Raw genomic sequence first — 24,406 nt, 5'->3', positions numbered from 1 at the left:
ACTAAATACAGTAACTTTTCAAAAAATTCTAATCTAGACCCAGAATATGACGAATGTCCTCGTTGGTCAATCCACCACGCTGGTTATTCGTGTCTAACACTAGAGAGGCCAGTTCACGCTTGCCTTCTTGAAGTTCAAGGATGCGCTCTTCGATTGTCCCACGGGTAATCAAACGATAAACATCCACCTTTTGTTTTTGCCCCAAACGATGGGCACGGCTGATGGCCTGCATTTCTACTGCTGGATTCCACCAGAGGTCGATCAAAATCACCGTATCTGCACCGGTCAAATTGAGCCCGACCCCTCCAGCTTTCAGAGATATCAAGAAGTTATCCCGACTGCCCATATTATAAGCCTTGGTCATGGCCTGGCGTTCATGGGCTGGGGTTGACCCTGTCAACTGATAGGACGTGATGCCTTTTTTAGCCATGAGTTCACCGACTGCTTCGAGCATGCCTTTAAACTGAGAAAAAAGCAGGACACGGTGGCCATTTTCCTTGAGCTGTTCCAACAAGGTATCTAGACTTTCGAGTTTGCCACTTGCCCCCTTAAAATCAGTGAAGAGAGCAGGGGTATCACAGATTTGGCGCAGGCGGGTAATGCCTGACAGGATTTCAATCCGCTGTTGGCTCATGTCTGCATCATTGAGCTGGCGAATGCGGTCTTGGATTTGGCGCAATTGGGCCAGATAAAGCGTTTTTTGCTCCTCAGTCAGCTCATTGGTGTAAACCATTTCCGTCAAATCTGGGAGTTCTGGAAGGACTTCCTCCTTGCGCCGTCTCAGGACGAAAGGACCAATCATGCGACCTACCTCCTCTGCTGTCAAATTATTAAAAGCTTTTTTAGAAGGTAACAATCCTGGAAGGACGATTTGGAAAATAGACCAAATCTCCGACAGATGGTTTTCAATGGGCGTTCCAGATAAGGCAAAACAATGGTCGCTGGCAAAATCTCTCAGCAGATGGGCTGTCTTAGTCTGGGCATTTTTCAAAGCCTGAGCTTCATCTAAAATCAGGTAAGTAAAGTGCTCATTCTGGTAGTCCTCAGCATCCTGACGAAAGGAAGCATAACTGGTGATGACAACTGTCGCGGAACTCTTTAACACCGCCAAGCGTTCTTTTTTAGGACCGTAGGCCACGGCAACGCTGGTTTGGGGCGAAAACTTAGCAAATTCATCTCGCCAATTATAAACCAAGCTAGAAGGCGCCAATATCAAAGCCCTTTCGCCAGTTTTTATCTGACTGGTCAGAAAGCTAATGGTCTGTAGCGTCTTGCCCAATCCCATATCATCGGCTAAAATACCACCGAATCCATGGCTTTCCAGCATCGCTAACCACCTGACCCCATCTTTTTGGTAATCTCTGAGCGTCGCTTGAACGGTCAAGTCAGGGAGAGGGAAATCTTCTGGGTGCCGTAAATCATGCGCCAAACGTTCAAAATCTACTGAAAAACGAACCGCATCACTGGCTTCTAACTGATCGGCCAGCTGGACAGCAGCCAGGGCGTTTACCGCCATATGACCGTCCTTCACCTGACTCCCTTGGCGTAAAACTTGTAAACTTTTGCTAAGAGCTTTGGTCTCCTCATCAAAGACAACCAAACGGCCATTGTTGCCCAGATAGTAATCTTCCTGATTGAGGAGAGCTTCCATGGCCAAGTCAACATCTGCCTCTGCGACACCTGAAAAGTCAAAGCTAATGTCTAAAAGATTGGCTTGGGTTGACACATCCAGCTGCAACTGAGTGATATCTCGTTGATTGATCAGATTTTCCGATAAGGTCACCTCACCATAGCGCTCAAAATCAGGCACTTCTTGACTGAAAAACTGGTAGAGAGCTTCAGGGGAAGCCAGGGGCTTATCTTGGGCAAAGCGTTGGCTAAAGCCATGCCGTTTTAAGAGGCGATTGATGGATTGTTCATGGTGGAGATGGCTTGCAAATGGCAGGTTAGCATAGGTGTAGGCATCTCTAACCATATAGCCGTCATAATCATATAAAACAGCTAAGGTCAGGCGATCATTGGCCTGCCAATCAAAGGCAAAAGTCACCTTAAAGTCGCGACTACTAAAGCTATCTGGGGCTTCGACTTTTCCGATGGTGCGTAGGTCGACCAAGAGTTGGGCCAAGCGCGTTTGTTCGTCCAGTGAGACGTACAAGCTACGCCTATCTGCCTCATCCAAAGAGAGGGTACGCAACTGCCTGATGAGTTGGGCTTGCTCTTGTGTCACCTGATAAAAGTTTCCTTTGTAGAAAAGATAGGCTCCGCCATACAAGACCAGAGCCTTCTCTTCCTGCATGGTCATCAGGATCGACTGATCTTGCACTTGAACGGCAAAGGAAAAGAGACCTGACTCAGCTGTCAGAGGGATGACTATTGCCCTCGTTTCTTTTTCTGGTAGGTGCATGACAAAGCCGTGCAATTGTTCAAAAAGGGTTAATCCTTCTTCAAAAGCCGTTACAGGCAAGGAAAACCGACGGCCCATATTGTGCAAAAAAGGTTGCTGGTGACGGTCTGTGCCGTCGACCAGGAAAAGACGACTGAGGAAGGCCAGCACATCCTGACTGGTTCGGTCAAAAAGTTCCAAGCGCAAGGGCTCATAGTAGCGTTTGCCGATTTGATAGGAGTCTCGGGCAGCTACCGTCTGTAAAAAACTGTAGACGTCTCTAACCACATAGGGTCGCGCATTGGGTAGGCGTGTCAGATAGAGACTCCAGAGAATGGTTTCCTCATAGCTGGAATATTCCCCCTGAACAGATAGCTGGTAGGACCGGTCCGTCGCATCAGACAGAACCTGGTTTAAAAAAACCGTGCCAAACGCTAAGCGGGGATGCAGACTGGCCGCCTCTTCTTGCTGGATTTTTTCTTCTTCAAGGAGGTGTTTGCCTTCATCGTCCTGCTTAAAGTAATACTCCAAGGCAGCGATATGGGGACAATAGCCTTTTTGGGCAAATAGCTCACAGGTACAAGCCGTCAGCTGGTCGTTTAAGGCATAATGCACAACCTGGCCCTCAACCTGTGCTTCATAGCCCTGAGACGTTTCCATGACATCGGCAACTTGATTGGCCTCATACAGGGCAATTCCTTCATTGCGTACGCGACCTGGCATCAACAAACTCATCCAACCACATCCTTTTTTCTTATCATTTCATTATACCATAGGAAAAGAAGAGTTTTCTAATCTCTTTGTAGAGATTAGAAAAAAATGCCATCTCCTCCAAGTTAAGCTAAGCTGACAGCTTTTTTGGCATGGTTAGCGTTAAAGACAATCGCCGTGTCCCGTAAAATACAAAAAACCCAAGACAATCCTGTCTTGAGCTTTCCCTTAAAATTTCCGAAAGCGGTCATACCGCTTGTCCACCAAGTCTTGGATGGGTTGTGCTTGAAGCTGAGCCAAAGTCTGGGTCAACTCTTCTTTAAGTTTAGCCATCAGTTCGCTAGCAAAGAAACCGCGCTCTGGAATGACCTTGTCAACCACGTCCATCTGCAAGAGTTCACCAGCTGTGATTTTCATGAGTTCGGCAGCTTCGGCAGCCCGGCTACCATCCTTCCATAAGATGGAAGCGAAGCCTTCTGGACTCAAAATCGCATACATGGTGTTTTCAAGCATCCAGACCTGGTCAGCGACACCAAGAGCAAGGGCTCCTCCCGAGCCTCCTTCACCAATGATAATGGCAATAATTGGCACCTTGAGGTCACTCATTTCATAGAGGTTGCGAGCAATCGCTTCGCCTTGACCCCGTTCTTCGGCACCAATACCTGGGTAGGCACCCGCTGTATTGATAAAAGTAACCACTGGGCGACCAAACTTTTCAGCTTGTTTCATCAAGCGCAAGGCCTTGCGGTAACCTTCTGGATTAGGCTGTCCAAAGTTACGGTTGAGGTTATCTTGAAGGTTTTTCCCTTTTTGAATCCCAATCACCGTAACCGCTTGACCAGCTAGAAAACCAATCCCACCAACAATAGCCCCATCATCTCCGAAATGACGGTCCCCATGCAATTCCATGAAGTCATCAAAAAGCGTTTCTGCGTAATCTAAGGCGGTCAAACGCCCCTGCTCACGCGCTTCTTTCATGACCATTTTCACATCAGACATTAGGCACCTCCATGAAATGAGACGAGTAAGGCAATCTTGTCACGTAGGTCACCACGTGGCACAATCGCATCCACAAAACCATGTTCCAAGAGAAATTCCGCTTTTTGGAAACCTTCTGGTAACACTTCCCGCACGGTTGTTTCGATAACACGCCGTCCCGCAAAACCAATCAGGGCCTGAGGCTCAGCGATGATGATATCACCTTCCATAGCGAAACTCGCTGTTACCCCACCAGTCGTAGGGTCGGTAAGAACCGTCAGGTAAAACAGACCAGCATTGGAATGACGTTTAACAGCTGCGGAAATCTTAGCCATCTGCATTAAGCTCATAATACCTTCCTGCATTCTGGCTCCACCAGAGGCTGTAAAGAGGACCACTGGCAATTTTTCTTTGGTAGCCAGCTCGAAAAGTCGGGTAATCTTTTCCCCCACAACAGTCCCCATTGAAGCCATAATGAAGTGCGAATCCATGATGCCTAAAGCAACGGTCTGCCCTTTGATGGTCGCTTTTCCTGTCAAGACAGCTTCGTCCAATCCTGTCTTTTCCTTGGCGGCTTGAATCTTTTCAGCATAACCAGGGAAGTTCAAGGGATCTTTGGTTTCAATCCCCGTAAACAATTCCTCAAAAGAGCCCTCATCAGCGATTAAGCTGAGACGTTCCTTGGCAGTAATCCGAAAACTATAGCCACACTCCGGACAAATCTTTTGCGTCCCCAAGTCATTGACGTAAATCATATGCTTGCAAGCAGGACATTTGGCAAACAATTCATCCGGCACATTAGGGGCTTCTGGTTTTCGATCAGACCGCAAGGACCGATTCGGGTTGATGCGGATATATTTATCTTTTCGCCCAAATAAAGCCATTGGTTACTCCTATTTCGTCGCTTTGTAGTTAGGTAAAAACTGTTCCATCAGAAAGGCTGTGTCATAATCACCCGCAAGCACACGCTTGTCACAGATAAGATCCATTTGGAAGTCTGCATTGGTCTTGACACCATCAATTTCCAACTCATACAGGGCACGTTGCATTTTCATCAGTGCGTCAAAACGGTTTTCCCCATGAACAATAATCTTAGCAATCATGCTGTCATAGTATGGCGGGATGGTATAACCATTGTATACCGCGGAATCCACACGTAAGCCAACACCTCCGCTTGGCAAGTAGAGGTCTGTAATCTTACCAGGGCTTGGTGCAAAGTTAAAATCAGGGTTTTCAGCATTAATCCGACACTCGATAGCATGCCCCGTCAGAACAACATCGTCTTGAGTCTTGGACAAGTTTTCCCCGTAAGCAATTCGGATTTGTTCTTTGACGATATCCATACCCGTCACAAACTCCGTCACAGGGTGCTCAACTTGCACACGCGTGTTCATTTCCATGAAATAAAACTCACCGGTCGCCTCGTCCAACAAGAACTCGATGGTTCCTGCATTTTCATAGCCAACCGCCTGAGCCGCACGCACTGCGGCTTGTCCCATCTTGTGACGCAAGGTGTCTCCGATAGCAATGGAAGGACTTTCTTCCAAAACCTTTTGGTTGTTTCGCTGTAAGGAGCAATCCCGCTCACCCAGATGAATGACATGACCTTGCTGGTCTCCTAAAATCTGCACTTCGATATGGCGAGCTGGGTAGATGACTTTCTCCATGTACATAGCCCCATTCCCAAAGGCAGCCAAGGCTTCTTGGGAAGCAGATTCAAAGGCGGGTACCAGTTCTTCACTAGAAGTCACCTTGCGGATACCCTTTCCGCCACCACCAGCAGAAGCTTTTAGCATGACCGGATAGCCCAATTCATCTGCCAAGGCCAAAGCCTGCTCAGGGTCAGTGATTTCCCCATCAGAACCTGGGATAACGGGAACTTTGGCCTTTATCATTTCCTTGCGGGCGTTGATTTTGTCACCCATCTTGTCCATGATGTCGCCAGAAGGACCGATAAATTTGATGTTGAGCTCTTCACATAGGCTGGCAAACTTAGAGTTTTCACTTAAGAAACCAAAGCCTGGATGGATCGCTTGAGCGCCGGTCACAACCGCTGCAGACAAAACCGCCTTCATATTGAGGTAAGAATCGGTTGAGCGAGCTGGACCAATACAAACGGCCTCATCTGCCAAGAGGGTATGCAAGGATTGCTTGTCCGCTTCAGAATAGACAGCCACTGTAGCGATACCCATTTCACGGGCAGCACGGATAATTCTGACAGCAATTTCACCACGGTTAGCAATTAAAATTTTATCAAACATAAGCTTGTTTTTTCTATTTTCCAAGGGCAAAGGTCAGCGTTCCTGACGCCGCCAACTTGCCATCAACTTCTGCTTTTGCCTCTACAACTGCAATGGGACCACGGCGTTTGACAAACTCAGCTGTCATGACCAGTTGGTCACCTGGTACCACTTGTTTTTTAAACTTGACCTTGTCCATGCCTGCGTAAAAGACCAACTTGCCTTTGTTTTCAGGCTTGGACAACTCCAAAACACCTGCTGTCTGTGCCAAGGCTTCCATAATCAAAACACCAGGCATGACAGGGTAATCAGGAAAATGCCCATTAAAGAAAGGTTCGTTGATGGTGACATTTTTAATGGCCACAATCTTGTCCCCTTCAACCTCTAGGACACGGTCGACCAAGAGCATGGGGTAACGGTGAGGCAGGGCTTCTTTGATTTGGTTAATATCGATCATTTGATGCGTACCAATCCTTTACCAAATTCAACCATGTCTTCGTTAGCCACGAGGATTTCCGTCACTACACCGTCTTTTGGTGCCGGCACTTCGTTCATGACTTTCATGGCTTCGATGATCAAGAGCGTTTGCCCTTTGGTCACCTTGTCACCAACTGAAACGAAGGCTGGTTTGTCTGGCGATGGCGCCAAGTAAGCTACCCCAACCAAGGGACTCTCTACGATTTCCCCTTCAGCGGCAACAGGTGCGACAGGGTTATTAGATGCTTCGACAACTTCTTCAACGGCAGAAGCAAGGGCTTTGACCTCTGCCACAGGTGCTGCGGCAAGAGGCGTTGAAGCGACAGGTGCCTCAGCTTGTACCGATTTTGCTGCAGCTGGGCTCGCTGCATTATTTTTAGAGAAAACCAGTGAATCATTGCCCGTTTGGTAGCTAAATTCGCGCAGACTAGAGGCGTCGAATTGGGCCATCAAATCTTTAATTTCTGTAATATTCACGATTAAGCCTCCCAACGTTTAAAGGCAAGTACCGCATTGTGGCCACCAAATCCGAAGGTATTTGAGATGGCATATTCAACATCAGCCTCTTGACCTTGTCCGTAAACCACATTGGCTTCGATGTAATCAGACAATTCCTTTGTTCCCGCAGTCATTGGAATGTAGCTGTGACGGATAGCCTCGATAGTGGCGATCGCTTCAACCGCACCAGCAGCACCTAGCAAGTGACCTGTAAAGGACTTGGTTGATGAGACAGGGACTTCTTTACCGAGCACAGAAACGATAGCTTGACTTTCGCCTTTTTCATTGGCTTGTGTAGAGGTTCCGTGGGCATTGACATAATCAACATCCTCAGGAGCAATACCCGCCTCGTTAATGGCAAGTTTGATAGCCTTAGCGGCACCTGAACCGTCTGGGGTTGGTGTCGTCATGTGGTAAGCATCACAGTTGCTACCGTAGCCAACGACTTCAGCCAAGATATTGGCCCCACGTTTTTGCGCGTGTTCCAAGCTCTCCAAAATCAAGACACCAGCGCCTTCACCCATAACAAATCCGTTACGGTCTTTGTCAAATGGAATAGCTGAACGGGCAGGGTCTTCGGTTGTAGACAGGGCTGTCAAAGCGTTGAAACCACCAATACCAATCTTGGTGATAGAAGCTTCTGACCCACCGGCAAGGACAACATCCTGATGACCGTACTTGATTTCACGGAAAGCTTCGCCAATGGCATCATTGGCAGAAGCACAAGCTGTTGTTATAGATTTACATACTCCTTGAGCCCCGATTTTTAGCGCAATATTTCCTGCACCCATGTTAGACAAGGCTTTAGGAATAAACATCGGTTTAATCCGTTTCATCCCACGTTCGTTCATGCGGATGATTTGGTCTTCGAGTTCTTGCAAACCACCGATACCTGAAGAAACAATAACCCCAGTGCGGTCACGGTCGACAGTCTCCATATCTAAATCCGCGTTCGCCAAAGCTTCCATAGCCGCATAGATAGCGTACAAGGAATAGGTATCCATTCGATTCGTGTCTTTTTTGACAAAGTATTTATCAAATGGGAAATCTTGGATTTCACCTGCATTATGCACATCGATTTCAGAGGGATCGAATTTGGTAATTGGTTTAATCCCAATCTTACCTTCCTGGAGGCTGTTCCAAAATTCGTCAGGTGTATTTCCGATTGGTGAGGTTACGCCGTAACCTGTCACAACAACGCGATTTGTAGTCATATCTTTCTCCTTTTAAGGAATTTATCTTTTCTTTATTTAGCCTTGCATGGTCATCCCACCATCAATGGTGATGACTTGACCGGTGACATATTCTTGTTGCGCCAAAAAGAGGGCAACGCCTGCGACTTCTTCTGCTGTCCCGATGCGTTTCATCGGTACTTGAGCAATCATGGCATCCTTCATCTTGTCAGGAATGGCATCTGTCATATCAGATGCGATAAAGCCAGGTGCGATGGCATTGACACGAACCCCACGCCCTGCAACCTCTCTGGCAACGGATTTTGTAAAACCAATCAAACCAGCTTTTGAGGCCGCATAGTTGGCTTGGCCAACATTTCCCATCAATCCGACTACAGAAGACAGGTTGATGATGGCCCCTTGGCGAGCTTTAGACATGGGTTTAAGAACCGCTTGGGTCATATTGAAAGCACCTGTCAAGTTGACCTTTAAGACGCTTTCAAAATCGGCTTCAGTCATTTTCAAGAGGAGCTTGTCATTGGTAATCCCAGCATTGTTGACCAAGATATCCACGCTACCTAAGGTATCAATCGCTTCTGCAATCATGCGTTTGGCATCTTGACCATCAGAGATATCTCCAGAAATGCCAATCACCGTCACCCCGTAAGGTTCAAAGCTTTGGAGAAGCTCATCTGAAATTTCAGAACGACCATTCAAAATAACATGGCTACCTGCTTGGGCAAAGGCTTTGGCAATGGCCAAACCAATCCCCCGTGTTGAGCCGGTGACAAAAACGTTTTTTCCTTTGATATCCATTAATTCACTTCCTCCAGTAGAGCCTTAAAGCTGGTCGAGTCGTCCACTTGTAGGACTTGAGCTGTTTTGTCGATTTTCCGCATAAAGCCGGATAGGACTTTCCCAGGACCAATTTCAATAAAACGTTCCGCACCAAGTTCTTGCATGGTAGCGATCGAATCGTAAAAACGAACGGGTTCCTTGACCTGACGTGCCAAGAGCTCCTTGATACGGTCTTGTGGCATCACTTGTGCTTCTGTATTGCCGACTAAAGGCAGAGCAAAGTCCTGAAAATCGACGCTATCCAAAGCCTCAGCCAGACGTTTAGAGGCTGGGCTTAAAATAGCTGTATGGAAAGGCCCAGAAACCTTAAGTGGAATCAGGCGTTTGGCGCCAGCTTCTTTGAGCAAATCTACAGCCACATCCACAGCGGCAGCCTCACCACCGATGACGATTTGGCCCGGGGTGTTGTAGTTGGCAGGGCTAACAATCCCTACTTCTGAAGCCTTTTGGCAAGCTTCTTCAATGATTGCGACATCCGTATTCATGACAGCTACCATTTTCCCAGAACCAGCTGGTGCAGCTTCTTCCATGTAGGCCCCACGTTTGGCCACCAAAGCCACTGCTGTCTCGAAATCTAGAGCGCCACTAGCCACCAAGGCAGAATACTCTCCCAAAGAAAGACCAGCGACAAGGTCTGGTGAAATGCCTGCTTCTTTGAGCAAGCGGTAGATAGCTACAGAGGTTGTCAAGATGGCCGGTTGGGTGTAACGGGTGACATTGAGTTTTTCCTCATCGTTATCAATCAGAGCTCGTAGGTCGTAACCCAAGATAGCTGAGGCTTGCTCAAAGGTATCACGCACAATTGGATAGGTGTCATAGAGGTCTTTTGCCATGCCAAGACTTTGAGCGCCTTGACCGGCGAATAAAAAGGCCGTTTTTGTCATGTCTTATCCCCTGTTGTTCTTAGTCTGCCCAAAGTTTGGCTTGTTCTGCAATGACAGCCTTGGTACCAGAATAAATGTCTTCTAAAATTTCAGCCACTGTTTCTTCTTTGCTGACCAAACCAGCAATTTGCCCAGCCATAGGAGACCCATTGTCAATGTCACCATCAACAACTGTACGGCGCAAAGCACCTGCTCCCATGTCTTCGATTTCTTCTGCCGTTAATTCCCCACGAATGAAGGCTTGTTCTGCCTTGCCATAGGCATTTGACAGTTTGTTTTTCAAGGTACGAACAGGGTGACCCACGATAGATGCTGTCACAACTGTATCAATGTCTTTGGCCTTAAGGATTTTCGCCTTAAAGTTTGGATGGGCGTTAGATTCCTTAGCGACAACAAAGCGTGTCCCAACTTGGACAGCTTCGGCACCCAGCATAAAGACTGCAGCTGCACCGTGACCATCAGCCACACCACCAGCTCCAATAACTGGAATCTCAACGGCTTCAGCCACTTGACGGACCAAAGTCATGGTTGTCAATTGACCCACGTGACCACCGGCTTCCATTCCTTCAGCGACAACAGCGTCCGCGCCCAATTTTTCCACACGTTTCGCCATAGCCACAGAAGCCACAACAGGAATGACGGTAATTCCAGCTTCATGGAAACGTTCCATATATTTCCCTGGGTTCCCAGCACCTGTCGTTACCACTTTAACGCCTTCTTCGATTACTAGGTCAACAATATCATCTGCAAATGGAGACAAGAGCATGATGTTGACACCAAAAGGTTTATCCGTCAATTGCTTAACCTTGTCGATATTAGCCTTGACAACTTCCTTAGGCGCGTTACCCCCACCGATGATTCCAAGACCACCAGCGTTTGAAACAGCACCGGCTAGGTCTCCATCAGCAACCCAGGCCATGCCACCTTGGAAAATCGGGTATTTAATCCCTAGTAATTCTGTAATACGAGTTTTCATTGTGTTATCCTTTTCTTAGATAATTTGACAGTCAAACTATTAGTTTAAAGAAGAGGGAGTCTGCCGTCCCCAGCTAGGCTGGATGTCTTTAGACTCCCTTAACTTGTGTGATTAGTTTGTTTTTGATTCAACAAAAGTTACCAAATCACCAACGGTGTTCAAGCCTTCTTCTGTTTCGATTGAGATATCGAATTCGTCTTCGATTTCTGAAATCACTTGGAAGATATCCAAAGAATCAGCGTCCAATTCTTCGAAAGTTGTTTCCAAAGTCACTTCTTCAGGTTCTTTACCCAATTCTTCAACGATGATATCTTGAACTTTTTCAAATACTGCCATGTTAATGTCTCCTTAAGTGTAAAAAATGAATTAATGAATTATATAAGTGTGTGTAACACAACGTTATACCTAGATTTTAACAATTAGACTGCCCCATGTCAACCCGCCACCGAAGCCGGAGAGCAAGACTGTTTGGCTGCCGTCTAAACGAATTGTCCCATCCGCTACCTTTTCAGAAAGCAAGATAGGAATTGAAGCTGCGCTGGTATTGCCGTAGGCCATCATATTAGCCAGAAACTTCTCTCGGTCAACACCAACCTTTTTAGCCATCTTATCCAGAATCCGGACATTGGCCTGGTGCAACAAGAAATAATCAATCTGACTTTCTGTTACCGGTGCCTCATCCAAGAGTTGGCGGATGCTCTTTGAAACCGTCCGAACGGTAAAATCAAAGATCGCTCGACCGTCCATGGACAGAAAAGGCTGGGCAGCTTTTTCCGACAGGGAATAAGGCGATTGCACCGGCGTATAGCCACTGTCCAACCCTCCCATACTGCCATCCGTCCGCAGGGATTCTGCTAGAAAATGCGGTTGGTCACTTGCCTCTAACAGCACGCCTCCTGCCCCATCACCAAACAGCACAGCTGTCGACCGGTCTGACCAGTCCACGACCTTGGACAAAACCTCAGCCCCAATGACTAGCCCTTTGCGGTAAACTCCTGAAGCAATCAGCTTTTCAGCTGTTGCTAGCGCAAAGACAAAGCCACTACAGGCCGCTGTCAAGTCAAAAGCAAAAGCATTGACTGCGCCCAAGGCCCCTTGGACTCGGGCAGCTGTTGATGGCATGAGGCTGTCTGGCGTCATGGTCGCTACCACGATAAAGCCTAGTTCCTCAGCCTTGGTCCCTGATTGATCCAAGAGCTTTTGAGCTACCTTCAGGGCCAAATCACTGGTGTTTTCATCACGGGTGATATGTCGGCTGCGAATACCTGTCCGAGAAGCAATCCACTCATCGCTGGTTTCCATGATTTTTGAAAGGTCGTCGTTGGTCACCACTTGCTCTGGGGCATAGTGTGCGACTTGCGCTATTTTTGCAAAAGGCATTACTTGAGTTCCTCCAAAAAATGATGTAGGTTCAAAAGACCCGTCTCTAAAACCTTGAGTTCGTCATCTCCCAGGCCATCCGTAAAGCGTTTGACCATCTCCTTGTGAAAGCGGGCATGCAAGCGAAAAAGCAGGCGCCCAGGACGTGTCAGATACAGATGAATAACCCGACGATCCTTGGTTGAGCGTTGCCGTGTGATGTAACCTTTTTTCTCCAAACGGTTGAGCGATGAAGTCACCGTTCCCAAAGTTATCATCAACTCCCTAGCAATATCGCTGGGGGTGCAGTCCTGTCTCGAACCGATAATATCGATGGTATGCATCTCTTTTAAGGACACATCGTGAAAGCGACTCGTACGTAAACTATTTTCTTCGATAGCATTCACTTTATTGAATATCGACGTCAAATAGTCGTTAATCGTATGATATTCCACGCGCACCTCCTTAAAAAACTTTGATAATCAAAGTTTGACTGTCAAAGTATATCAGACTTTAAATAAAAAGACAAGAATTTTCTTGTCTTTTTATGTCAGAAATCGATGAAAGTGTATTCATAGCTTTGAAAACACTAGCAACTCCTCCGGTTATGTCAGCTCCTATTTTCCTGTGAATTTTGGCACACGACGTTCCGTAAAGGCATTAACCCCCTCGGTGAAGTCATCCCGCAGAGAGAGGCTTTCTTGTAACTCCAACTCTAAGCCAGCGTATTCTTGCCAGTTGCTGAAAAGACTCTTCCATACCAGCTGTTTCATGGCTGCATAGGAATTAAAGGAACCACGCTTCAAGCGCTTAATCACTTGTTTGGTGGCCTTTTCTAATTTTTCAGGAGCGGCTGTTTTGTAAACAAAACCATATTCAAGCGCTTTTTCAGCCGATACAGGTTCCCCAGTCATGACCAGGTGCGTGGCACGGTTGAGCCCGACTGCACGGGTCAAAAGAAAGAGTCCACCAGCATCTGGTGCCAAGCCTACATTGACAAAAGCTTGGATAAACTTAGAGCGATCAGAAGCCACACAGAAATCAGCGGCCAAAGCCATATTAAAGGCTGCCCCTGCTACTGGCCCATCCACGGTGAAGATAACTGGTTTTGGCAATTGCTTGATGGCAAAGGAAATGTCTTGGACCAAGTGCGCAATGGCTACTAATGAACCCAAATCATCGGCATCGACTGCTCTTTGCATCTCAGCCAAATCGCCTCCCACAGAAAAAACATCGCCCTCTGCGTCAAAGGCTAAGATTTTCACATCGGTATCTTCTTCTGCCTTTTTGAGCGCATCTAAAATTTCTTCACACATGGGAATGTTAAACCCATTGGAGACTTCTGGTCGGTTAAAAGTAATAGTAGCTACAGCATCCGCTACAGTGTATTTGATGTTTTGATAGGTCATGGATTGCCCTCCTGTCGTGACTTTTTCTAGAGCAAAAACCGCATAACAGCGGTGTTTATCGGCGGTAATTATTTGATTATCAAACTAATCATTACCCTTATTCTAACCTATCCCCCTAAAAAAAACAAGTTTTACCCGACAAGCGCTAATAAATCTTTAACAGATGCGATAAGCCCTGTCGCCTTGGACTGATCCATCCCAAAACGCTGGTCGGCAATGGCCAGCACTTCCAAACCAGCAGAGACGGCTGCCTGAATGCCTTTGCTACTATCTTCAACCACCAAAACTTCTTCCTTAGCAAAACCTGTTTGTGCGACCGCAGCCTCATAGATAGCTGGGTGGGGTTTGCTCTCTGGGAAGGCATCGCCAGATAAGGCAAAGGCAAAATAGTCCCCTAAACCAGTCACCTCTAAGGCTAGCTCAATATCCTCCATGGTCGAGCTAGAGGCTAAGCCGATGGTAAAACCAGCTGTTTTGAGGGCCTGCAAGCTAGCCGGCACATCGGGAAATAACAACTCCTGATAAGGGAGCGGATGCTGAGCCTTATAAGCGGTGTAGTCGGCCTGTAAAGCTGACACATCCCAGTTAGCGTAATCTTCTCCCAAAATAGCCTGCCAGACCTGTTTCATATTGCCCCCGATGAAATAAGCTGGTGGCAAATGGCCTATGCTAATGCCTTTGCTGTCTAAAAAGGTCTTACGCCGGTCGTAATAAAATTGCTCGGTATCAAAGAGCACGCCATCCATATCGAAAATGATGGCCTTTTTAGGTAAAGTGAGTTTTTGCATGGGTATATTGTATCAAAAAGAGGAAAAATTGACTGAAATAGGGTGTGGACAAAAAGCCCTTACAAGCCCTTATCGACAAAAAAACCAGGAAAAATCCTGGTTTGTGTCTTAATTGCTTATTCTCCAAAAACCTTGAAGCGGTTTTCTGTTTGTACTTCTTTGTCACCAGCTGGCGCCTGGATAGAACCAAATGGGGCTTGGGCACGGAGTTTCCAGTTTGCAGGGATATCGTATTTTTCAGCCACTTGTGCATCCACCAATGGGTTGTAGTGTTGCACGTTCATACCGACGTTTTTAGCCGCCAAGGCCATCCAAACGGAGTAAAGCGCAATACCGTGGGCTTGTTCAGACCAGATTGGGAAGTTTTCCGCATAGAGAGGGAAGTTTTCTTGCAAGCCTTTGACCACGTCTTGGTCTTCAAAGAAAAGGATGGTTCCTTTTCCGGCCGCAAAGCTAGCCAATTTTTGTTTGGTGCCTTCAAAAGCTTCAGCTGGTGTTACTTTTTCTAATTCAGAGGCAGCGATTTCATTCCAGAAAGCATCTGACTCTTCGCCAAAGAGGACGACGATGCGAGATGTTTGGGAGTTGAAGGCTGATGGGGCTTGAAGCACAGCTTCTTCAATCAGTTCAACCAATTCTTGGTTTGACAGAGCGACATCTTTGCCCAAAGCATAGATAGAGCGACGTTCTTTTTGCAATTCAGTAAATGTTGACATAGGATTACCTCTTGTGATTCATTTTGTTTTTTGTAATAACCTTAGTTACAAATACATTCTACGCTAACTTCCTCCCAAAAGCAAGAACTTTGCTCAATTATTTTTAATTAGTGATAATTGGATTGTTTTTGAGATGACAGCTGACCAAAAGAACAGCCAAAGCTAGAGTTGTGAGGCCCGCTATCAGGACGAAAGCAAAGGCAGTTGCAAAGACAATCTTCAGCTTAGATAGGTCAACTTCCCCTTTGACACTAAAAGGTCCAATTTTAGAGACAGCAAGTCTTTTGCGATGACCAAGTCTTTGGTTTCTTCTATATAAGTTGTAAAATGGGGCCTTTGCCGATGGCTTTCATAGGCAGCGTCATCTTGGTAGAGCTCGATAAAGAGCCACTGGTCTTTTTGCCCTGCCAACTGGCCAGCAAAGAGACTCCGAACCCCAGCTTCTGTCTCAAGGGCGGCAAGCATCTCTTTAGTGACACGTGCCTTAAAAAGGTCCAACTTGTCAGGGGCAAGGGTCAGGCGTGCCAGCCTTAGATTGTAAGCATTTGTTTCTAAAAGCTGTAGGGCTTCCGGTTTTTCAAGCAAAATCTGCGGAACAAGCGGTTCCATTTGACGTCCTTGAAGATGGTCTGCCGCAAAGCTAGCAAAGGCTTTAAAGTGCTCTGACTGGGCATGCGCTTGATAGGCAGCGTCATCCGCATAGATTTCGATGACATAGGTCCGCTCCAGCTGGTCTGGCTCGCTTCCCATGGCCATAAATAAGGTCCCTGCTTCTTTGGCCATAGATTGTTGGAAATTTTGCTTTCCTATACTTCGCAAGTCTGACAAGTCCTCGGGTCGCCAATCCAGTTGAAACAAAGACATCTGTAGGCTATTGGTTGCTTTCATAAGAATTCCCTCCCAACAAATCCGTCACATTTCCTGAAAGAATCGCTTCTTTTTCAGTAACCTGTAAGGGCAGGGCCTCAATAGCCTCTAGGATAAGCTCAGTAGCACCTGCCGGTGCGACACCTAGTGGGGCATCTGTCCCAAAAAGAACCCGTTCAACACCAAAAAAATCTACAGCCAAATCCAGAGCCTTAGGATTTCCCAAGATAGCGGTATCTACATAAAACTTGCGAAAATCTTGAGCTTGTTCCTCAGGCAAGATGTGGTCAATCCGCCCGGCAAAGTAAGGGACCATGGCACCCGCATGATGGACAATGATTTTGAGTTGAGGAAATTCTTTGAAAAGTCCCGCCTGAACCAGTTCTAGCATGGCCTGGGTCTGTTCGTATTCCCAAGAAAAGACGATGTTATTGTCTGGCTTGCGCTCATCAAAGACGGGGTGCAGCCAGATAGGCAGGTCCAGCTCAGCTGCTTTGGCAAAAATTGGTCGAAAGCTTTCGGCCACCCAGGATTGGCCTAAATGGCGAGAAAAAAGCTGAATCCCCAGTAACTCAGGGGTTTGGGCCACCTGGTCCAAAATCGTCAAGCTTCCTTCCACATCATTGAGGGCCAACATGGCCACCCCACCAGCAAAAAGGTCAGGATGGTTTTTCACGGTTTGGACCAGTTCTTGATTGGCTTTTTTAGCCATGAGCACGGCCGAACGCCCTGGCAAATAATCCTCAGGATTGACATTGACATGGGAAATCACCTGCAAAACGCCCTCAGGCTGGTGCTTGCGACGTAAAGTCATGTCTGCCAAAACGGGATTTTGCAAGAAAGGCATCCGCTCAAAAAGCTGAGGGGCCAGCTTGGTCATGCGCTTTTGGTATTCGGGGAGAAAAACATGGGCGAAAACATCAATTTTTTTCATAAGCTTCCTCTTCGTTTTGATTTCTTCTATTATAACACCTTTGACTCCTGTCAGTCATTGCCTTTCCTGACACAAGCGCTTAACTTGCTCAGCTTGGATTTCTATGCTAGAATAGCCACTTAATAAAACTACTAATTAGTAAGGAATAGATATGAAGAAACAATTTCCAGGGATAGCTTTGATTCTCCTAAGCATCCTGATTACAGCTTTTGCATGGGCGTCAAACACTGCCACCAGTCCCTATACAGGGGCTGGCATCGCCCTTACAACTCTCGCTTTAACCTTTCTGTTGGCGACACGCTCTCGCATCCTTGAAAAATGCTTCCACGGGATTGAAAGCATGTATTTTTACCACAAGGTTCTCGCCATCTTTTCCATCGTTTTTCTGATTTTCCACCAGTACATGATGGGGATTTCGGGTGCTAGCACAGCTGGCATCATCGGGGAAGTATCGATTCTCCTCTTTCTCTCCATCATCGGGATTGCTTATCTCGGGCATAAGATTAAGTACGAGATTTGGCGGACGGTCCATCGCTTGGTTTATGTTGCCTATCTTTTGGGGCTGGTCCATGCCTACATGCTCAGTCCTGTCAACCTCTTTGCCCCTAACCTCTTAGCCTTGGTGGTCAATGGCTTTGCCATTCTTGGCATTTGGTCTGGTTTTTACATGATTTTCATCTACCAAGAATTGGGCTTTGGCCACTTGGGACGGGTAACTGGCATTCGCCACCTCAATCATGACACGACGGAAATCGAACTCCTCTTGAACAAGGCGTTTAAGTACCAATACGGGCAATTTGCCTTTATTAAAATCCTGCAAAAGGGTTTTGAGACTGCCCCTCACCCCTTCTCTATCTCCGGTGGACAGGGCAAGACCCTCTTTTTCACCGTCAAGGGTTCTGGAGACTATACGGGGCAAATCTACCGTGAGCTTCAAGTTGGGGCCAGAGTTAAGGTAGACCGAGCTTACGGCCATATGATTTTGGAAGAAGGCCGCGACAAGCAGGTTTGGATTGCTGGAGGGATTGGCATTACACCTTTTATCTCCTATCTGCGTGAAAATCCTAACTTGGACAAGCAGGTCGATTTCTTCTATGCTTATACAGGTGCTGAAAACGCCGTCTATCTGGAGGAGCTTCGCGTCTATGCGGAGAATAATCCCAATCTCCATCTGATGCTCACAGACAGTGCTGTGGACGGTTACCTCAACTTTGACAATTATGACCTAACAGACGACACCACCGTTTTCATGTGTGGCCCTCTGGTCATGATGAACAATTTTGCCAAAACCTTTAACGAAATAAATCCCAAGGCTGAGCTGGTATACGAAGGCTTTAGCTTTAGATAAGACGAAAGGAAAAGATGAAAGGGCCTGGTTCGTTTAATCGCAAGTTTATGAAAAAAAATACCCAAAACCTTATCCTTGGTGGGGCGGCCTTTACAGCCGTCGCTGCCAATGCTGTTCTCCTTTTGACCAATAACCTCGCAAAAAGCGACAAGGTGACGACTGCTAACATTTCTGCTTCAAGTCCTGCTTCAGGCACTACAACTAGCACCAGCGCAAACAGCACTGCTAGTCTGACAGACGGCAGCTTTACTGGGGCAGTCACGTCGACCAATCGAGGCGACTACCAGGTGCAAATCACAGTTGCTAGTGGCCAAATCACAGCGATTGATGTATTGGAATTTCCAAATGAAAACGCCCGCTCGCAACAAATCAATGCGGATGCGCTACCGGTTTACACGCAAGAAGCCCTAGCCAATCAGTCCGCTAATGTCCAGTTGATATCTGGGGCAACCGAAGCCTTCAACGGCTTTACAGGCTCCCTGCAAGATGCCATCAATCAAGCCAATGCCTAAGCCAGAGCTGGTCACTCAAACCCTGCAGGCCATGACCTTGCCCTTTACCATTAGCCTGATGACAACAAATCCTGCGTTTGCAAAGGATAAGCTAACAGAGCTCATTCCCCATATCCAGACTGAACTGGAGCGCTTAGAAGAGAAATTTTCAGCCTTCCGTAAGACATCCTTGGTTTCCCGTTTTCAAGCAGGGGACCAAAGGCCCATCTTTGACGCCGAATTTCAGGAAGTCTATACCCAGGTCATTGCCCTCAAAAAACGCAGTCAGGGCTATTTTGACCCCTATTTTCAGGGAGGTTACAATCCGACTGGCTTTGTCAAAGGCTGGCTGATTGAAAAACTTTTTAAGCAATGGCTACAAGCTTTGCTCAGCTACCCAGAAATTGTCGCCGTAGCCTTTAACGGTGGTGGGGATATGCAGGTAAAGGTCAGAGAAAATGAAGACTTTACTTGGCAGATTGGCATCGAAAATCCGGATAATCTGCAGGAACTTTTAGCCATTTATCCCCTCAAGGAGGGCGCCCTTGCCACTTCTGGACTGGCCAAGCGGGGCCACCACCTAGAGGTGAGGGGTGAAAAAGACCTGCTCCAAGTCACCGTCCTCTCAGACAGTCTGGCCTGGGCCGACAGCTGGGCCACAGCCCTTTTTTCCGCAGGACAAGAGCAAGCTGCCCAACTCATCCAGCAAGAAAAGCTCACCGCCCTTCTGGTGACCAAGGACCAGTTGCTTGCTTACCAAAATGGTTATCATCTGGAAAACAAGCAAGGGTAATAGCTTTGGAACAACTCTTTATCGCATTAGAGCAATTTGACTATACTATCGTTGCGACCTACAACTTTCTCCACACGGCCAGTCGCTTGGTGCAAGCTGGAATGGGGTTTGCTGTCTATATCAACGAAATTATCGACAAGCCCAAACTGAGCTTTCTCCCTTTTCAGACGGGGGGGGTGACAAACGCTTCTACCTTATTTGGCTGGAACAACAGGACCAAACCGCCACAGAAAAACCCTCTTGAGATGAAATCGAGGCCCAAGTCTATGAAATTGAGAATTGAAACTCTCTTTGTTGACTATTGGTAGGGTTCTTTTCCAAAAACAAATCACAAAACCTCTCGTCTATGGTGTACGAGAGGTTTTGGTTTCTCTGATAAAAAATTCTTTTGGTGCTGTTGGACCCCTTATTTTCAGTGTCACCTTCTTCAAGGTTCAGCTCTCGCTATCGACTTGGTTTTTGGTCTTCTTGCTCAAAGAGAGGATTATCGGCATTAAGTTAGCTAGTAAGCGTTAGACAAGCTCCCCCAAAAAGTAGCCAAACAGCTTCAATCCCATCGCGAACACCACCGATGTAGCATACGCTCATGCCAAGTGATTCAGCAGCCAGAGTCATATTTTGCGCAGTCAAACTAGCATCGACTGACCCCACAATGACGGCATCGATACCCTCAAGAGTATTCTGAATAGCAACATCCTTCACCTGAGCAAAGTCAGCATGCTGCCTAAAACCGCCACAGAAAACAAAGAAATATCCGGCATTTTGGATAAAAGGTTGCAGATGTGCTTTCTTGACCAGTCTATCCAATAAGATAGGGTTATCAACACTGATAATAGAGTAAGCCTGCAGAAAGCAGGCAGATGAAGCCATTGAATCTGACTGCGCCAGGAGTTCAACCTCTTCTTTGGGCAGTATTTTAGGGGAAGAATGCTATCAATTTCAACGCTACCTATAACATATCTGTTTAAAAAACTTATGCTCTTTTTTATTTTAAATGCGTATTACTTTTGACTCCCCCAAAAATAGTTGGCCGTTGCTCCACCATCTATCAAAAAGTCAGCACCAGCTACATAGCTTGCTTTATCACTCATGAGGAACTCCGCAAGATTGGCGATATCATCTGGTGTACCACCACGGCCTGCCGGTGAATCTGCCAACATCTTACGATAAAAATCTTTATGGATACCATTAAGTTCATCATTTGCTAGTGGTGTATACACAATACCGGCTGAAATACAGTTAAATCGTAGGTGTTTATCAGCCCATTTAGCTGAATCAGCGGCACACCTCAGGGCATTGCCACGCTTAGCGATCTGGTAAGCCCTTAAACCATCTGATGTTTCCTGGATAATAGGAAGATTAAGGAGTTGATCAGATGGTAGTGTAGCCAAGGAGCGAATCAGTTCATTTCCCAAGTCCTCCAAGCGATGTGAACTTTGGGATCCGATCACGATGACCGAACCACCTTCAGCCATAATAGGAGCAAATACTTCAAACAATAGAGCATTTCCATAAAGATCCACTTTGAAAATCTGCTCTACACTAGCCTGAGAAGCAGACATGCCTGCGGTATTGATTAGGCCAACCACCTCTCCCAAATCACTAGCAAACTCGACTAACGATTGAACAGACTGAGGGTCAGAAACATCACAAGCTACAGCGTGAGTGGAGTATCCTACCAAGGATAAAGCATCTGCTTCACGTTGGGCAGTTTCTAGTCTCAGGTCGGCTAAGACTAATTCTTTACCAATGGCCACTCGACGTGCAATAGCCATTCCAATCGCACCTGAACCAACTAAAACAATAACTTTTTTAAACATGATAAAGTCACCTTCCTTTTGTTTTATTCTCTAACAATTCCATAATTTTCCTTCACATCTAAGTCAGGATTTTCAGCTATATGTGCGACATAATTGGCAATAGCCTTCCGTGAAATAGTGTTCCCATAAATGACTTGTCCCTTGTCAATCAGTTCATAGCTAATATCATTGCTGTTATCAAACCAGCCCGGACGCAAGATGGTATAGTCTAAGCCAGAGGTTTCTAGCAAATCTGCTGCTTGGCGATAGGGACGTAGAATGCTATCAACCCGACCATTTTGACCTGGTAACTCTCCATAAATCCCATAAGATGAGATGAAGATGATGCGCTTGGTTCCCACACGATTCATGCTCTCAATGATGCTCTGAACCATACTTGGTAAATCTCCAGATAAAGCAACAAAAACCAAATCTTGTCCCTGAAGAACGGTATCTAACACATCAGCATTCGTCACACTGCCGGTAACTTTAGTGACCATTTTATGGTCTGGCAGACGGTCAACCGAGCGAGACATAAGCGTGAGTTCCATCTCAGAATTATTTAAAAGTGTGTTGGCTACAACTCTTCCTAGTGAGCCTGTTGCTCCAATAATTGCAATTTTTGTCATGCGACTTCTCCTTAATGATTAAAGATTTTCATTTTTTGAAAAGATAAAGTGCTGGTCACGCTCTGTAATCGACCAGCGACCATCAATCTTTTCATAGCTATCGTAATAGCGGATCTAGTGTGTGGTCAGGACATCCTTGCCACCTGCTTCGTTGACCAGATGGGCCATGCCATAGACAATGCCGGTAGCGTAAGTGTCATCCTGAAACTCGACAGTCTGCTGGCCATTCATGTGGAAGGCTTCTTTAGCAGAACCAAAGGCTTCGTAGGCCGCAATCAGGTCAGTTACGTTGTGGAATGCCATTGCCACTTCCTTGTTCATGTAAACAGTAACATGGGTGTTTGGAGGGGGACATTGATGTACTAGTCTTGGTTATCCTTATCAGACTCGGTTGCGTAGTTATCTACAAGGGCTTTCAGTTCTTGACGGGCTTGGATTTCCTCTTGTTTGTTCATCTTGTATTTCCTTTTCTATATTAGTTGTGGTAGGTAGATGCTACTTGCTTGCTGATACGCCATTGACCACCTTCTTTGACGAAGTCCACCTTCATCTGGAGGGGCCAAGTGGAAGGACCAGCGCCCCAGATACGGGCACGGACACGGCTTTGACCGGTCAAGCTAGCGGTGTCACCATTTATGACAATGTCCTTGATGTTTTCTTCCTGCCAAGAGTAGTATTTCATCTCTTCGCTGGCCACATCGTCAAACCATTCTTGAATGGGCTGGACATAACCGGTCATGTGGGTCAGGCTAGAGTCAGACCTGATGATGCGAGACAGGGTATCAATATCACGATCTACCATAGCCTGGTTCATCTGGCGGTAAAGATTTTTCAAGCTTTCCTCATCGTCTTGAGTGATTGATAAGCTAGTTTGAGATTGACTGGTCATGGGTACTTGACTTCCTTCCTGCGTTTGCGTATTGTTGGTGTTGCAAGCTCCGAGAGCAAGCAAGACGACTAGGCTGCTTGTCATTAGACTTTTTCGATTTATATTGCCTGCCCCTTGACTTGATGATTTTATTATAAAGTTCTATAATAAAAATATCCAATACCTATTTCCGATAATTTATAAAATAATTTTATAAGGAGCCCTTGTGAATACCAAACAAATGGATTATCTGATTGAGACAGCTAAAACACTTAATCTGAGCCGTGCTGCTGAAAATCTATTCATCTCCCAACCAGCACTTTCCTATCAAATCAAGATTATTGAAGAAGAAATGGGTTTTTCAGTTTTTGAAAGGGTTGGAAAATCCATTCGCCTCACACCTGCTGGAAGTCAATTTATACTCTCTCTGGAGCGGATTCGCAAAGAGTTACAAGATGCCATTGAACAAGCACAAAACCTTGGCAATCGTTACCAAGATAATATCAGTATCGGACTCTTCCAGCGAACAGCCCTCATTTATCTGCCACAGGCTATACAAATCTTTGAAGAAAATTTACCTCACATTCAGGTTACCCCCGAGCTCCTTTCCATCACAGATAGCATTGCTCAACTCCTCAAAAGAGAGTTAGATGTGATTATCCTCCCCAAGACAGAGGCTGATAAAGTCAGTAATATCCAGCAATGGCCTCTATACGATAGTCAGATTTACCTCCTCTGCCAACAAAGTGATTCTCTAGCTAAGCTAGATCTTGTTACAGAGGAAAATCTAACTGGACGGACGCTTCTAGTAAACGGTGGCTCCTCTAAGACACTGAGACAGGTTCAACAAAGGGTTCTGAGTCACGTGCCTATTGCCCACTACAACAGTCCTAGCCACGACTACACCCTCATTCAAGTCGCTAGTAACAAGGCTATCTGTCTATCACCTGGTTATCTCAACGATCATAGTCAAACTTTCGCTTGGGTCCCCTTTGATTGTCCTGAGTACTTTGATATGGTCCTTGTCACTAGAAAAGACGAAACACGCACCCCAATCACCCAACTGATTACGATTTTACAGGAGCTATATAGCAAGAGTCCGTTAAATTTGTAAAAGGAATACACGAAAAGCCACCTACTTCCATAATGTTGCTTTGGAAGCAGGTGGCTTTCTATCATTCTACTGTATCAAAATCAAGGAACAAAAATAGTGTCACTGATTAACGAG

Annotated in this window: 28 protein-coding genes; 5 read left to right on the top strand and 23 right to left on the bottom strand. The window is 46.3% G+C overall.

Translation table 11 applies throughout. The features are described from left to right. Positions 1 to 28 precede the first annotated feature (28 nt). From STRDD12_RS06715 to STRDD12_RS06630, 18 genes are all read right to left on the bottom strand, one after another. Positions 29 to 3,118: a pilus expression-regulating Snf2 family helicase gene (locus STRDD12_RS06715; protein ID WP_066916477.1), complete on the bottom strand. Its 3,090-nt coding sequence runs from the start codon at positions 3,116 to 3,118 to the stop codon at positions 29 to 31. Positions 3,119 to 3,322: 204 nt separating this feature from the next. Beyond that, the gene (locus tag STRDD12_RS06710; RefSeq protein WP_066916475.1) at positions 3,323 to 4,093 is read right to left on the bottom strand and encodes an acetyl-CoA carboxylase carboxyl transferase subunit alpha; all 771 of its coding nucleotides are present in this window, start codon (positions 4,091 to 4,093) and stop codon (positions 3,323 to 3,325) included. Continuing rightward, positions 4,093 to 4,956, bottom strand: a complete 864-nt coding sequence (gene accD / locus STRDD12_RS06705) for an acetyl-CoA carboxylase, carboxyltransferase subunit beta (protein WP_066916473.1) — start codon at positions 4,954 to 4,956, stop codon at positions 4,093 to 4,095. Before accD ends, STRDD12_RS06710 begins: the two co-directional genes overlap by 1 nt. A gap of 9 nt (positions 4,957 to 4,965) precedes the next feature. Next, entirely contained in the window at positions 4,966 to 6,333 is a 1,368-nt protein-coding gene (locus STRDD12_RS06700) for an acetyl-CoA carboxylase biotin carboxylase subunit (RefSeq protein ID WP_066916471.1), read from the bottom strand. A 13-nt stretch (positions 6,334 to 6,346) separates the two neighbouring features. Next, entirely contained in the window at positions 6,347 to 6,769 is a 423-nt protein-coding gene (gene fabZ, locus STRDD12_RS06695) for a 3-hydroxyacyl-ACP dehydratase FabZ (RefSeq protein WP_066916469.1), read from the bottom strand. Then, positions 6,766 to 7,266, bottom strand: coding sequence for an acetyl-CoA carboxylase biotin carboxyl carrier protein (gene accB / locus STRDD12_RS06690; RefSeq protein ID WP_066916467.1), 501 nt, complete (start codon positions 7,264 to 7,266; stop codon positions 6,766 to 6,768). Before accB ends, fabZ begins: the two co-directional genes overlap by 4 nt. A gap of 2 nt (positions 7,267 to 7,268) precedes the next feature. Further along, positions 7,269 to 8,501, bottom strand: a complete 1,233-nt coding sequence (gene fabF / locus STRDD12_RS06685; RefSeq protein ID WP_066916465.1) for a beta-ketoacyl-ACP synthase II — start codon at positions 8,499 to 8,501, stop codon at positions 7,269 to 7,271. 36 nt (positions 8,502 to 8,537) lie between these two features. Further along, complete coding sequence (gene fabG / locus STRDD12_RS06680) at positions 8,538 to 9,275, bottom strand: 3-oxoacyl-[acyl-carrier-protein] reductase (RefSeq protein ID WP_066916463.1); 738 nt, start codon at positions 9,273 to 9,275, stop codon at positions 8,538 to 8,540. Then, positions 9,275 to 10,201, bottom strand: a complete 927-nt coding sequence (fabD, locus tag STRDD12_RS06675; protein ID WP_066916461.1) for an ACP S-malonyltransferase — start codon at positions 10,199 to 10,201, stop codon at positions 9,275 to 9,277. Before fabD ends, fabG begins: the two co-directional genes overlap by 1 nt. A 19-nt stretch (positions 10,202 to 10,220) precedes the next feature. Beyond that, the gene (fabK, locus tag STRDD12_RS06670; protein WP_066916459.1) at positions 10,221 to 11,177 is read right to left on the bottom strand and encodes an enoyl-[acyl-carrier-protein] reductase FabK; all 957 of its coding nucleotides are present in this window, start codon (positions 11,175 to 11,177) and stop codon (positions 10,221 to 10,223) included. 111 nt (positions 11,178 to 11,288) lie between these two features. Further along, positions 11,289 to 11,513 carry an acyl carrier protein gene (locus STRDD12_RS06665; protein ID WP_066916457.1) on the bottom strand — a complete coding sequence of 75 codons (225 nt, stop codon included), beginning with the start codon at positions 11,511 to 11,513 and terminating at the stop codon, positions 11,289 to 11,291. A gap of 69 nt (positions 11,514 to 11,582) precedes the next feature. Then, on the bottom strand, positions 11,583 to 12,557 hold the full coding sequence (locus STRDD12_RS06660; protein WP_066916455.1) for a beta-ketoacyl-ACP synthase III: 975 nt from the start codon (positions 12,555 to 12,557) through the stop codon (positions 11,583 to 11,585). Then, complete coding sequence (gene fabT, locus STRDD12_RS06655; RefSeq protein WP_066916453.1) at positions 12,557 to 12,991, bottom strand: fatty acid biosynthesis transcriptional regulator FabT; 435 nt, start codon at positions 12,989 to 12,991, stop codon at positions 12,557 to 12,559. Before fabT ends, STRDD12_RS06660 begins: the two co-directional genes overlap by 1 nt. A gap of 162 nt (positions 12,992 to 13,153) precedes the next feature. Next, positions 13,154 to 13,945, bottom strand: a complete 792-nt coding sequence (gene fabM / locus STRDD12_RS06650; protein ID WP_066916451.1) for a trans-2-decenoyl-ACP isomerase — start codon at positions 13,943 to 13,945, stop codon at positions 13,154 to 13,156. 131 nt (positions 13,946 to 14,076) lie between these two features. After that, positions 14,077 to 14,733 (bottom strand): HAD family hydrolase, encoded by a 657-nt coding sequence (locus STRDD12_RS06645; protein WP_066916449.1) that lies wholly within the window; start codon positions 14,731 to 14,733, stop codon positions 14,077 to 14,079. Positions 14,734 to 14,849: 116 nt separating this feature from the next. Further along, on the bottom strand, positions 14,850 to 15,449 hold the full coding sequence (locus tag STRDD12_RS06640; protein ID WP_066916447.1) for a nitroreductase family protein: 600 nt from the start codon (positions 15,447 to 15,449) through the stop codon (positions 14,850 to 14,852). A gap of 219 nt (positions 15,450 to 15,668) precedes the next feature. Further along, positions 15,669 to 16,337 (bottom strand): putative quinol monooxygenase, encoded by a 669-nt coding sequence (locus tag STRDD12_RS06635; RefSeq protein ID WP_066916445.1) that lies wholly within the window; start codon positions 16,335 to 16,337, stop codon positions 15,669 to 15,671. Next, entirely contained in the window at positions 16,321 to 17,250 is a 930-nt protein-coding gene (locus STRDD12_RS06630; protein ID WP_066916443.1) for an amidohydrolase family protein, read from the bottom strand. The genes STRDD12_RS06635 and STRDD12_RS06630 overlap by 17 nt, the downstream gene beginning before the upstream one ends. A 151-nt stretch (positions 17,251 to 17,401) precedes the next feature. On the opposite strand from STRDD12_RS06630, the gene STRDD12_RS06625 reads away from it, so the two are divergent. From STRDD12_RS06625 to STRDD12_RS06610, 4 genes are read left to right on the top strand one after another with little or no spacing between them, the layout of a single operon-like run. Further along, positions 17,402 to 18,598, top strand: a complete 1,197-nt coding sequence (locus STRDD12_RS06625) for a ferredoxin reductase family protein (protein ID WP_066916441.1) — start codon at positions 17,402 to 17,404, stop codon at positions 18,596 to 18,598. A 47-nt stretch (positions 18,599 to 18,645) separates the two neighbouring features. Continuing rightward, entirely contained in the window at positions 18,646 to 19,110 is a 465-nt protein-coding gene (locus STRDD12_RS06620) for an FMN-binding protein (RefSeq protein WP_197456669.1), read from the top strand. Beyond that, entirely contained in the window at positions 19,085 to 19,882 is a 798-nt protein-coding gene (locus STRDD12_RS06615) for an FAD:protein FMN transferase (protein WP_082753086.1), read from the top strand. The genes STRDD12_RS06620 and STRDD12_RS06615 overlap by 26 nt, the downstream gene beginning before the upstream one ends. Before the next feature lie 5 nt (positions 19,883 to 19,887). Continuing rightward, positions 19,888 to 20,190, top strand: coding sequence for a hypothetical protein (locus STRDD12_RS06610; protein ID WP_066916436.1), 303 nt, complete (start codon positions 19,888 to 19,890; stop codon positions 20,188 to 20,190). Between the two features lie 190 nt (positions 20,191 to 20,380). Here STRDD12_RS06610 and STRDD12_RS06605 read toward each other — a convergent pair whose 3' ends face one another. From STRDD12_RS06605 to STRDD12_RS06585, 5 genes are all read right to left on the bottom strand, one after another. Then, positions 20,381 to 20,794, bottom strand: a complete 414-nt coding sequence (locus STRDD12_RS06605; RefSeq protein WP_269450046.1) for a nitroreductase family protein — start codon at positions 20,792 to 20,794, stop codon at positions 20,381 to 20,383. A gap of 89 nt (positions 20,795 to 20,883) precedes the next feature. Then, the gene (locus STRDD12_RS06600; RefSeq protein WP_066916431.1) at positions 20,884 to 21,702 is read right to left on the bottom strand and encodes an SDR family oxidoreductase; all 819 of its coding nucleotides are present in this window, start codon (positions 21,700 to 21,702) and stop codon (positions 20,884 to 20,886) included. Positions 21,703 to 21,725: 23 nt separating this feature from the next. After that, positions 21,726 to 22,310 (bottom strand): NAD(P)H-binding protein, encoded by a 585-nt coding sequence (locus STRDD12_RS06595; protein ID WP_066916429.1) that lies wholly within the window; start codon positions 22,308 to 22,310, stop codon positions 21,726 to 21,728. 114 nt (positions 22,311 to 22,424) lie between these two features. Beyond that, positions 22,425 to 22,613 (bottom strand): hypothetical protein, encoded by a 189-nt coding sequence (locus STRDD12_RS08370; protein WP_197456668.1) that lies wholly within the window; start codon positions 22,611 to 22,613, stop codon positions 22,425 to 22,427. Between the two features lie 172 nt (positions 22,614 to 22,785). Further along, a complete protein-coding gene (locus STRDD12_RS06585; protein WP_066916584.1) occupies positions 22,786 to 23,199 on the bottom strand; it encodes a nuclear transport factor 2 family protein in 414 nt (137 codons plus the stop codon). 205 nt (positions 23,200 to 23,404) lie between these two features. Between STRDD12_RS06585 and STRDD12_RS06580 the strand changes: the two genes are divergently transcribed. Beyond that, a complete protein-coding gene (locus STRDD12_RS06580) occupies positions 23,405 to 24,292 on the top strand; it encodes a LysR family transcriptional regulator (protein WP_066916427.1) in 888 nt (295 codons plus the stop codon). The last annotated feature ends 114 nt before the right edge of the window (positions 24,293 to 24,406 follow it).

This window comes from Streptococcus sp. DD12, assembly GCF_001578885.1.
GTDB lineage: Bacteria > Bacillota > Bacilli > Lactobacillales > Streptococcaceae > Streptococcus.
The sequence above is the reverse complement of the archived record's forward strand: the minus strand, read 5'-3'. Positions and strand labels throughout refer to the sequence as shown.

Coding starts and splice junctions, on each gene's coding strand:
- STRDD12_RS06715 (WP_066916477.1), bottom strand. CDS start 3,118: ATGAGTTTGTTGATGCCAGGTCGCGTACGCAATGAAGGAATTGCCCTG.
- STRDD12_RS06710 (WP_066916475.1), bottom strand. CDS start 4,093: ATGTCTGATGTGAAAATGGTCATGAAAGAAGCGCGTGAGCAGGGGCGT.
- accD (WP_066916473.1), bottom strand. CDS start 4,956: ATGGCTTTATTTGGGCGAAAAGATAAATATATCCGCATCAACCCGAAT.
- STRDD12_RS06700 (WP_066916471.1), bottom strand. CDS start 6,333: ATGTTTGATAAAATTTTAATTGCTAACCGTGGTGAAATTGCTGTCAGA.
- fabZ (WP_066916469.1), bottom strand. CDS start 6,769: ATGATCGATATTAACCAAATCAAAGAAGCCCTGCCTCACCGTTACCCC.
- fabF (WP_066916465.1), bottom strand. CDS start 8,501: ATGACTACAAATCGCGTTGTTGTGACAGGTTACGGCGTAACCTCACCA.
- fabG (WP_066916463.1), bottom strand. CDS start 9,275: ATGGATATCAAAGGAAAAAACGTTTTTGTCACCGGCTCAACACGGGGG.
- fabD (WP_066916461.1), bottom strand. CDS start 10,201: ATGACAAAAACGGCCTTTTTATTCGCCGGTCAAGGCGCTCAAAGTCTT.
- fabK (WP_066916459.1), bottom strand. CDS start 11,177: ATGAAAACTCGTATTACAGAATTACTAGGGATTAAATACCCGATTTTC.
- STRDD12_RS06665 (WP_066916457.1), bottom strand. CDS start 11,513: ATGGCAGTATTTGAAAAAGTTCAAGATATCATCGTTGAAGAATTGGGT.
- STRDD12_RS06660 (WP_066916455.1), bottom strand. CDS start 12,557: ATGCCTTTTGCAAAAATAGCGCAAGTCGCACACTATGCCCCAGAGCAA.
- fabM (WP_066916451.1), bottom strand. CDS start 13,945: ATGACCTATCAAAACATCAAATACACTGTAGCGGATGCTGTAGCTACT.
- STRDD12_RS06645 (WP_066916449.1), bottom strand. CDS start 14,733: ATGCAAAAACTCACTTTACCTAAAAAGGCCATCATTTTCGATATGGAT.
- STRDD12_RS06640 (WP_066916447.1), bottom strand. CDS start 15,449: ATGTCAACATTTACTGAATTGCAAAAAGAACGTCGCTCTATCTATGCT.
- STRDD12_RS06635 (WP_066916445.1), bottom strand. CDS start 16,337: ATGAAAGCAACCAATAGCCTACAGATGTCTTTGTTTCAACTGGATTGG.
- STRDD12_RS06630 (WP_066916443.1), bottom strand. CDS start 17,250: ATGAAAAAAATTGATGTTTTCGCCCATGTTTTTCTCCCCGAATACCAA.
- STRDD12_RS06625 (WP_066916441.1), top strand. CDS start 17,402: ATGAAGAAACAATTTCCAGGGATAGCTTTGATTCTCCTAAGCATCCTG.
- STRDD12_RS06620 (WP_197456669.1), top strand. CDS start 18,646: ATGAAAAAAAATACCCAAAACCTTATCCTTGGTGGGGCGGCCTTTACA.
- STRDD12_RS06615 (WP_082753086.1), top strand. CDS start 19,085: ATGCCATCAATCAAGCCAATGCCTAAGCCAGAGCTGGTCACTCAAACC.
- STRDD12_RS06600 (WP_066916431.1), bottom strand. CDS start 21,702: ATGTTTAAAAAAGTTATTGTTTTAGTTGGTTCAGGTGCGATTGGAATG.
- STRDD12_RS06595 (WP_066916429.1), bottom strand. CDS start 22,310: ATGACAAAAATTGCAATTATTGGAGCAACAGGCTCACTAGGAAGAGTT.
- STRDD12_RS08370 (WP_197456668.1), bottom strand. CDS start 22,613: ATGGCATTCCACAACGTAACTGACCTGATTGCGGCCTACGAAGCCTTT.
- STRDD12_RS06585 (WP_066916584.1), bottom strand. CDS start 23,199: ATGACCAGTCAATCTCAAACTAGCTTATCAATCACTCAAGACGATGAG.